Consider the following 8,264-nt stretch of genomic DNA (forward strand, 5'->3'; position numbering starts at 1 on the left):
CAAAAATGTGTAATGCTGGTGATCAGCCCGTAAGCCCTTATACTTGCGCCTTACCAGCAGCGCGCCCGGTGCGGCTGCGGCCAAGAAATTCGATGGAGAGACATCTATGCGTAGGATCGGTGCCGGTGTGATCGAGCGAGTCACCCAGGCCTGTGTCTGCGCCAGCTTGCTGCTGGCGCCCGTGGCGGCTACCCAGGCGGCCACCGAGGACGACCCGTGGGAGGCGGTCAACCGACCGATCTTCAGGTTCAACGATACCGTCGACACCTATGCCCTCAAGCCATTGGCCAAGGGCTACGAGGCGGTGACGCCGCAATTCCTCGAAGACGGCATCCACAATGTCTTCCGCAACCTGGGCGACGTGACCAACCTGGTCAACAACGTGCTGCAGCTCAAGCCGCATGCGGCAGGGGTGGACACCGCACGCTTGATCGTCAACACCACGTTCGGCATCGGTGGCTTCTTCGACGTCGGCACCAAGATGGGCCTGCAGCGCAGCGACGAGGACTTTGGCCAGACCCTGGGCTACTGGGGTGTGGGCAGCGGCCCTTACGTAGTCATCCCGTTGCTGGGCCCAAGCACCGTGCGTGATGGCCTGGCCAAGTACCCTGACAGCTACACCAAGCCCTACCGCTATATCGACCATGTGCCGACGCGCAACTCGATCTTTGCACTGGACGTGATCGATACCCGCGCCAGCCTGCTGCCGGCGGAAAAACTGATTCAGGGCGACAAGTACATCTTCATTCGCAACGCCTACCTGCAGAACCGCGAGTTCAAGGTCAAGGACGGCGAAGTCGAAGACGACTTCTGATTCTTGAACAAGGGGCTGCCCTGCAGCCCCCGCGTCAATGCATGGCCAGGATGCGCAGGCCTAACTTCTGCTGCCCATCGGGCTGATCGGCGATCCACACCACCTCGGTGCTGGCGTGCAAGCCCTTGAGCGCCGGGTGATCGGAATCGATCCGCACCTCAAGCGTATCCCCCACCTGAAAGCGCTGCGGCGCCTGCACCTGCATGCCCCCGCTGGACAGGTCCAGGCACACCGCCGCAATCACCTGGCCTTCGTGCAGCAGGCTCACCTCGGTATCGATGCGCATGCGGATGAAATCGCGTTTTTCGCTGTGGTTGGAGGGCGTCTGAGGCATGCTGCATCCTTCCCTTTGGGTTGCACGGGTCGGCTTTCTTATAACTCCCGGTGATTTGGCCTGTAAAGAGCAGCGAGGTCGACCCTCGTACGCTTGAAACGCCTGGCGGATGGGAGTACCGTCTGCGCCTTACAGGGTAGCGCTGATAGTTGCCGGGCGGGTCTTCTTGTCCTACAACTCAAGTAGAGTGTTACCACAGAGTATTCCCGTAGCTGGCCGTCAGCTTTGCCGACACCGCTGCACCAACCCAAATCGGCGCCGTTCGCCCACATGCAGAAAACCAGTGCAACGCTGTTGATCATCGATGACGACGACGTGGTCCGTGCGAGCCTCGCCGCCTATCTTGAAGACAGTGGTTTCAGCGTCCTCCAGGCCGGTAATGGCCAGCAGGGGCTTCAGGTCTTCGAAGAACACCAGCCCGACCTCGTGATCTGCGATCTGCGCATGCCGCAGATGGGCGGGCTCGAACTGATCCGCCAGATCAGCGAGCGCGCGCCGCAATTGCCGGTGATCGTGGTGTCCGGTGCCGGCGTCATGAGCGATGCGGTCGAGGCCTTGCGCCTGGGCGCTGCCGACTACCTGATCAAGCCGCTGGAAGACCTTGCCGTGCTCGAGCATTCGGTGCGCCGGGCGCTCGACCGTTCGCGCCTGGTGCTGGAAAACCAGCGCTACCGCGACAAGCTCGAAGCGGCCAACCGTGAGCTTGAAGCCAGCCTGCACCTGCTGCAGGAGGACCAGACCGCCGGTCGGCAGGTGCAGATGAACATGCTGCCGGAAAGCCCCTGGGTAGCCGGCGAGTTTGCGTTCGAGCACCAGATCATCCCGTCGCTGTACCTGTCGGGTGACTTCGCCGACTACTTCCGTGTGGATGACCGCCGCATCGCCTTCTACCTCGCCGATGTCTCCGGGCATGGCGCGTCGTCGGCCTTCGTCACGGTGCTGCTCAAGTTCATGACCACGCGCCTGTTGTTCGAATTCAAGCGCGGCAGCAAGATGCGCGAGTTCAAGCCTTCGCAAGTGCTCAGCCACATCAACCGCGGGCTGATCAACTGCAAGCTGGGCAAGCATGTGACCATGGTCGGCGGTGTGATCGACGAAGACACCGGCCTGTTGACCTATGCCGTGGGCGGCCACTTGCCGCTGCCGGTGCTGTACACCCCGGGCAGTACCCGCTACCTGGAAGGCCGCGGCCTGCCGGTGGGGTTGTTCGACGAGGCCAGTTACCAGGACCTGGTGGTGGAGCTGCCGCCTGTGTTCAGCCTCAGCTTGATGTCCGATGGCATTCTGGACCTTTTGCCGGGTGACACGCTCAAAGATAAAGAAGCCGCCTTGCCAGAAATCGTCAAGGCAGCGGGTGGCAGCCTGGATGGGCTGCGCCAACGATTTGGATTGGCTACGCTTGGGGAGATGCCGGATGATATCGCCCTATTGGTGTTGAGCAGGAACCTTCAATGAGTACCGGTAGAATTCAGTTCGCCGAGCAAAGCGGTACCTTTGTACTGAAATTCGTCGGTGAAGTGCGCCTGACCTTGTGTTCGGCGCTGGATGCGACGATCGAGAAAATCTTCACTGCGCTGAATTTTTCGGCCATCGTCATCGACTTGACTGAAACCGAGAGCATCGACAGCACCACCTTGGGCTTGCTGGCCAAGTTGTCGATCCTGTCGCGCCAGAAGGTTGGGCTGCTGCCGACCGTGGTCACCACCAACCCGGATATTTCCCGGTTGCTGCAGTCGATGGGCTTCGATCAGGTGTTCAACATCGTCGATCGTCCGATACCGTGCCCGGAGTGCCTGACCGACCTGCCGTCGCAGGACCAGAACGAAGAGGTGGTGCGGTCAAAGGTGCTGGAGGCGCACAAGATCCTGATGGGCTTGAATGACTCCAACCGTGAAGCCTTCCATGACCTGGTGAATGCGCTAGAGCGCACCTGATTCATTGCCTTTACCGGCCCGTGGCAGCGGGCTTACCCCGCCAAGAGGTCGGTAAAGGTTAAAACCATCGCTCATTCCGGCGCAACGAACTCTGTCACTTCCCGCCCACCGGCATCCAGCTGAAACACCCGCGCCGGCCGCCCTTGCTCATCAAAGAACACCTGCCCCAACCCCGCACCATTCCACAGCCGTTCCCCCGCCTTGCTATGGCTGGGCGTACGCGGCACCACCTCCATCTCCCGCCGCTTGGTAAACCAGTTGAGCGGCGAGCGTGGTGAATACAGCCAACGGTTCAGCCGGTCGAGCACATCGAGCAGGCGCCTGGGGAACTCGTTCTTGATGCCGCTGCTGGTGATCTGCCACAAGTGCGGGCTGCGCTGGCGATGGCGAATCAGTACTTCATACACGAATGAATAATGCACGTCGCCGGAGAGCACCACGTAATGCCCCGGCGTGCGCGAGTGGCGGAAGATATTCAAAATTACCTGCGCCGCGCCGCGGTGTGCCATCCAGTTCTCGGCATCCACCAGCAACGGGTAGCCCAGCCAACTGAACACCTTCTGCACGGTTTCGATCAGTTTTACCCCGAAGATCGGCGCGGGTGACACGATAATCGCCGAGGGATGATCGAGCAGCGCCTGCTGTAGCTCGCTCAACGCTTCCCAGTCGAGCAGGCCGGATGGCTTGGCCAGGCTGCTTTCGCTGCGCCAGCGGCGGGTGCGGGTGTCGAGCACCAGCAACGGCGGGTTGCTGGGCAAGCTGTACTGCCAGCCCTGGAACTGCAACGCTTCGCCGATCAGTTCGTCCTGTGCCTGGCTGTCTAGCGTTGTACCTGTCAGCACCTGGCAGCGCTCGACCAGCCCCGCGCAGCCATCCGGGTCGTTGCCCCAGCCCTGGCACAGCAAGTAGCCAAGCAACGCGTTGCCGATGATGCGCCGTGAGAAGGGGTGGCCATAGGCGGTTTCTTCCCACTGTGCCGAGAGGTTCCAGTCGTCGGTGATGTCGTGGTCATCGAAGATCATCAGGCACGGCAGGTGGGCCATTACCCGTGCCACCTGGCCCAGGTTGCTGGCGAAGGCCTCGATCAGTGGCAGCTCTTGCCGATACCGCGCCTGGCGCTCATCAGTGAGCCCGGCGGGCATGTCCAGGTTCACCAGGCGCCAAGGCTCGGGTGACCATACCAGCAGGTACATGGCCATGACTTCAGCGAAGGTGACCAGGTGGTTGTCGGCATTGCTTGACGAGAAGATCGGCTTGCGTTTGCCGCCGAAAAAGCGCTCGCGCAGGCTTTCGTTCTGTTCTTGGGCCGGCAGCAGGTCTGCACGGTGGTAATAGCTGGCCGGGTGCTGGTACAGCGCTGTGCTGTCGGCCACCACCGCACCATCGAGCTGTTCGTCGAACAGCCCCAGGCGCTCGATCAAGCTATGGATGGCCCGCAGCATGGGGCCGGCAACATCGTCGGCATACACCTGGTCACCGCTCATCAGCAGCACGGCAGGGCGCTGTTCGGGCTGTTCGCACTGTGCCAGCAAACGGTCGGCGCAGAGCAGGCCATCCGCGGCAGGGTGGTGCGGCTTGCGACAAGAACCATGCAATAAATGGTCGAGGCGGTCCCGCAGCACAAAGCTTGGGCGCTGGCAGCCTGGGTAGAGCAGGTGGGGTGCCCACTCGGCGATGCCCTGGCCATCGATGCGCAAGTCATAGCCCAGCGCCTGGTTGCAAGGGAGGGGCTGGTCGAAGTGGATATCCAGCAAGTGGATAAACGCGTGCTGGCCTATCGGGATAACCTGGCAAGTGGCGTTGGCTGTACGCGCTGCGCCGTCCAGGGTGAATTCGGGTTGCAAGGGTTGCGTGGCGACCAGCCAGATGGCCAGGCGCTGGGGCTCTAGCCGGCGCAGTACCGGGCCGGCAAGAACGAGGGGTAGGGATGAGGTCATCAACAGCTCTGTTGGCTAGACAGCCCATCCACCCGTGCAGCGACAGCACTGCACCAGTGGCAGCGGGCTTGCCCGCGAATAGGCCATCGAATTCAAAATACCTCTGAAGCCTGGCGCTATTCAGCGCCAAACCAAAAACGGGCGGAAAATGCTGAGCATTTCCCGCCCGTCAGGCAAACCTAATATGTATCAGGCTTTTTCAGCCATCAGTTTCTCCAGCTTCTCCTGATCGCGGGCAAACTGGCGAATACCCTCGGCCAGCTTCTCGGTGCCCATGGCATCTTCGTTCATCGCCCAGCGGAACTGGCTCTCGCTCAACACCTGCTTGGCCTCGCCAGCGTTGCCCGGTTTGAGCACGCGCGGCAGCTCGCCCTGATCATCGCTCAGTTGCTGCAGCAGCTCGGGGCTGATGGTCAGGCGATCGCAGCCTGCCAACTGCTCGATCTGGCTGATGTTGCGGAAGCTGGCGCCCATGACCACGGTGTCGTAGCCATTGGTCTTGTAGTAGTCGTAGATGCGCGTTACCGATTGCACGCCCGGGTCCTCGGCGCCCACGTACTCCTTGCCAGTGTTTTTCTTGTACCAGTCGTAGATACGGCCCACGAACGGCGAAATCAGGAACACCCCGGCATCGGCGCAGGCCTGAGCCTGGGCGAAGGAGAACAGCAGGGTGAGGTTGGTCTGGATGCCTTCCTTCTCCAGCTTCTCGGCGGCGCGGATGCCTTCCCAGGTGGAGGCCAGCTTGATCAGCACGCGGTCTTTGCCGACCCCGGCTTTGTCGTACAGCGCGATCAACTGACGGGCCTTGGCCAGCAGGGCCGGTTCATCGAACGACAGGCGGGCATCCACTTCGGTGGAGATTCGCCCAGGGATGGCCTTCAGAATGCCCGAACCCACCGCCACCGCGAACTTGTCGCAGGCCAGGTCCACATCGCCGTTGGCATCGCCCTTCACCTGCTTGAGCAGTTCCGCATAGCCGGGCATGGCAGCCGCCTTGAGCAGCAGCGACGGGTTGGTGGTGGCATCGACCGGTTTCAGGCGGGTGATGGCGTCCAGGTCCCCGGTGTCGGCGACCACGGTGGTGAACTGTTTGAGTTGTTCCAGCTTGGAGGTCATGGGCGTGCTCTGTCCTGTGCAATGACTCGACATTACCCGAGCCCCGGCGGCCGCTCAAGGCCCGTCGAAGCCGGGCGTGCAAAGCGGCCTTGCCGGGGCGTCGGGCCGGTCGGAAAGGGCTGCGAAAGGTGATGATTCGAGTCCCCTCCCGCCGCGAGGTTCCCAAGTCTGCTGGACTATCTGCTTTTCAGCGCTTCGCCCAAGGTGCCGGATTCCCCTTCCTGGAGCCGTTTGCCGTCGGGCATGATGATTTCCAGCGTGGTCCCCGCAGGCCGAGGTGCTGGTTGTGCCGCCCGCGCCTGCGCCTTCCTCGCTTCAACCCTGCGCTCGATCATGGTCGGGTACTGCGAGGCCACCAACAGGATGATGGCGACCGGAGCAAAAATCGCCAGTGCCACACCCCAAGTGCCCTGGGAGCGCGTGCGCCTTTTCAACGCCCCTCCATCAGTTCCGCCGCTTGATCAAACACCGCCAACGGCTCGGCCGCCTTGTGAATATCCGCCGACAGCAACTGCCGGAACCGCCGAGCGCCCTTGAACCCCTGGGCCAGCCCCAGAATATGCCGGGTGATGTGGTGCATTGCCCCACCACTGTCCATATGCGCCACGATATAAGGCCGCAGCAGCGCCAACGCCTCGCTGCGGCTGACCACCGGCGCCTCGCTGCCAAACAGTTGCTGGTCGACATCGGCCAGCAGGTAAGGGTTGTGGTACGCCTCACGCCCCAGCATCACCCCGTCGAACGTTTCAAGGTGCGCCTGGCATTGCGCCAAGGTCTTGATCCCCCCGTTGAGCACAAACTCCAAGTCCGGGAAGTCCGCCTTCAACTGTGCCGCCACGTCATAGCGCAACGGCGGCACCTCACGGTTCTCCTTGGGCGACAGCCCCTCAAGAATCGCGATCCGCGCATGCACGGTAAAACTCCGGCACCCGGCCTCACGCACCTGGCCGACGAAGTCGCACAGCTCGGCATAGCTGTCACGGCCATTGATGCCGATGCGGTGCTTCACCGTCACCGGCGTCGAAACCGCATCCCGCATGGCCTTCACGCAATCGGCCACCAGCGCCGGGTGGGCCATCAGGCAGGCGCCGATCATGTTGTTCTGCACCCGGTCGCTCGGGCAGCCGACGTTGAGGTTGACCTCGTCGTAACCGGCCTCTTCGGCCAAGCGCGCGCAGGCCGCCAGGTCAGCCGGCACGCTACCACCCAGTTGCAGGGCCAACGGGTGCTCGGACACGTCGTGACGGAGGAAACGGTTGGCGTCGTTGTGCAGCAGGGCGCCGGTGGTGACCATTTCGGTGTAGAGCAGGGTGTGCTTGGAGAGCAGGCGCAGGAAGAAGCGGCAGTGGCGGTCTGTCCAGTCCATCATCGGTGCAACGCTGAAGCGGCGTGACGGCTCAGGGCGCGTGGTTTGTGGCTTTGAAGCTGATTCTAGGGGCATTCTGGTCTACGCATTTTGTACCATTTTTCGGGGTTTTTGGGCGTTTTTGGTGTGACGGTGGTGCGATGTACCACCACCAGCCACGCTTGTACCACCGGAAATCATGGCAACGATTAGAGCAAGGAAAAAGGCCGATGGAACGGTTAGCTATACCGTCCAGATCCGCCTCAAGAAAAAGGGTGTCATAGTCTACCAAGAAGCCCAGACGTTCGCCCGAAAGCAGGCAGCTCAGGCCTGGGCGAAGCGACGAGAGACAGAGTTGGCAGAGCCGGGCGCGATCGAGCGGGCCAACCGTGGTGGGCATGCAGTCAAGGACATGATTGATCGCTATCTGGTGGAAGCCGAGAAAGCCCGACCGCTGGGTAAGACGAAGAGGCAGACCCTCTTGGCTATCAAGAACAGTTACCTCGGGGAAGTGGTCGACTCAGACATATCTCAGCAGGTGCTGGTGGACTATGCCCTCTGGCGTATGAGCCCTGAAGGCGGTGGTATCAAGCCGCAGACAGCCGGCAATGATCTGGCTCACCTTGGGTCAGTGTTGTCGCTGGCCAGGGCGGCGTGGGGGTACGAGATAAACGTGTCCGCTCCATGAAGCCCACATTCCAAGCGACTACCTGAAGCCCGATGCTGCGCTCCCGATTTCTTTCTGGAGCCAGTCCGCCATGATGCGTCCCGACAGCAAAGTCGA

General features: G+C 61.8%; 8 protein-coding genes and 1 pseudogene. 4 read left to right on the plus strand and 5 right to left on the minus strand.

Annotated elements, in window-relative coordinates:
• Positions 1–106: 106 nt before the first annotated feature.
• Entirely contained in the window at positions 107–814 is a 708-nt protein-coding gene (locus HU770_RS15955; protein WP_033700380.1) for a VacJ family lipoprotein, read from the plus strand.
• 34 nt (positions 815–848) lie between these two features.
• On the opposite strand, the gene HU770_RS15960 is transcribed toward HU770_RS15955, so the two are convergent.
• Positions 849–1,148, minus strand: coding sequence for a PilZ domain-containing protein (locus tag HU770_RS15960; protein WP_186664168.1), 300 nt, complete (start codon positions 1,146–1,148; stop codon positions 849–851).
• 270 nt (positions 1,149–1,418) lie between these two features.
• Between HU770_RS15960 and rssB the strand changes: the two genes are divergently transcribed.
• Together rssB and rssC are read left to right on the plus strand one after the other, a co-directional pair.
• Positions 1,419–2,603 carry a two-component system response regulator RssB gene (rssB, locus tag HU770_RS15965; RefSeq protein WP_186654064.1) on the plus strand — a complete coding sequence of 395 codons (1,185 nt, stop codon included), beginning with the start codon at positions 1,419–1,421 and terminating at the stop codon, positions 2,601–2,603.
• Positions 2,600–3,082, plus strand: coding sequence for an anti-sigma factor antagonist RssC (rssC, locus tag HU770_RS15970; protein WP_016500715.1), 483 nt, complete (start codon positions 2,600–2,602; stop codon positions 3,080–3,082). Before rssB ends, rssC begins: the two co-directional genes overlap by 4 nt.
• A 71-nt stretch (positions 3,083–3,153) precedes the next feature.
• On the opposite strand, the gene HU770_RS15975 is transcribed toward rssC, so the two are convergent.
• From HU770_RS15975 to dusA, 4 genes are all read right to left on the minus strand, one after another.
• Positions 3,154–5,019: an alkaline phosphatase D family protein gene (locus HU770_RS15975; protein ID WP_186664170.1), complete on the minus strand. Its 1,866-nt coding sequence runs from the start codon at positions 5,017–5,019 to the stop codon at positions 3,154–3,156.
• Between the two features lie 189 nt (positions 5,020–5,208).
• A complete protein-coding gene (tal, locus tag HU770_RS15980; protein WP_033700376.1) occupies positions 5,209–6,135 on the minus strand; it encodes a transaldolase in 927 nt (308 codons plus the stop codon).
• Positions 6,136–6,311: 176 nt separating this feature from the next.
• On the minus strand, positions 6,312–6,533 hold the full coding sequence (locus tag HU770_RS15985) for a hypothetical protein (protein ID WP_227696913.1): 222 nt from the start codon (positions 6,531–6,533) through the stop codon (positions 6,312–6,314).
• 32 nt (positions 6,534–6,565) lie between these two features.
• Positions 6,566–7,576 carry a tRNA dihydrouridine(20/20a) synthase DusA gene (gene dusA / locus HU770_RS15990; RefSeq protein WP_186664172.1) on the minus strand — a complete coding sequence of 337 codons (1,011 nt, stop codon included), beginning with the start codon at positions 7,574–7,576 and terminating at the stop codon, positions 6,566–6,568.
• 103 nt (positions 7,577–7,679) lie between these two features.
• Between dusA and HU770_RS15995 the strand changes: the two are divergent.
• Positions 7,680–8,153: pseudogene (locus tag HU770_RS15995) on the plus strand (site-specific integrase); the annotation flags it as partial.
• Positions 8,154–8,264 lie beyond the last annotated feature (111 nt).

This window comes from Pseudomonas sp. SWRI68 (genome assembly GCF_014269165.1).
Taxonomy (GTDB): Bacteria; Pseudomonadota; Gammaproteobacteria; order Pseudomonadales; family Pseudomonadaceae; genus Aquipseudomonas; species Aquipseudomonas capeferrum.

What these genes read in the sequence shown, in the direction of transcription:
- tal (WP_033700376.1), bottom strand. Translation starts at nt 6,135, where the DNA reads ATGACCTCCAAGCTGGAACAACTCAAACAGTTCACCACCGTGGTCGCC.
- rssB (WP_186654064.1), top strand. Translation starts at nt 1,419, where the DNA reads ATGCAGAAAACCAGTGCAACGCTGTTGATCATCGATGACGACGACGTG.
- HU770_RS15960 (WP_186664168.1), bottom strand. Translation starts at nt 1,148, where the DNA reads ATGCCTCAGACGCCCTCCAACCACAGCGAAAAACGCGATTTCATCCGC.
- HU770_RS15955 (WP_033700380.1), top strand. Translation starts at nt 107, where the DNA reads ATGCGTAGGATCGGTGCCGGTGTGATCGAGCGAGTCACCCAGGCCTGT.
- rssC (WP_016500715.1), top strand. Translation starts at nt 2,600, where the DNA reads ATGAGTACCGGTAGAATTCAGTTCGCCGAGCAAAGCGGTACCTTTGTA.
- dusA (WP_186664172.1), bottom strand. Translation starts at nt 7,576, where the DNA reads ATGCCCCTAGAATCAGCTTCAAAGCCACAAACCACGCGCCCTGAGCCG.
- HU770_RS15975 (WP_186664170.1), bottom strand. Translation starts at nt 5,019, where the DNA reads ATGACCTCATCCCTACCCCTCGTTCTTGCCGGCCCGGTACTGCGCCGG.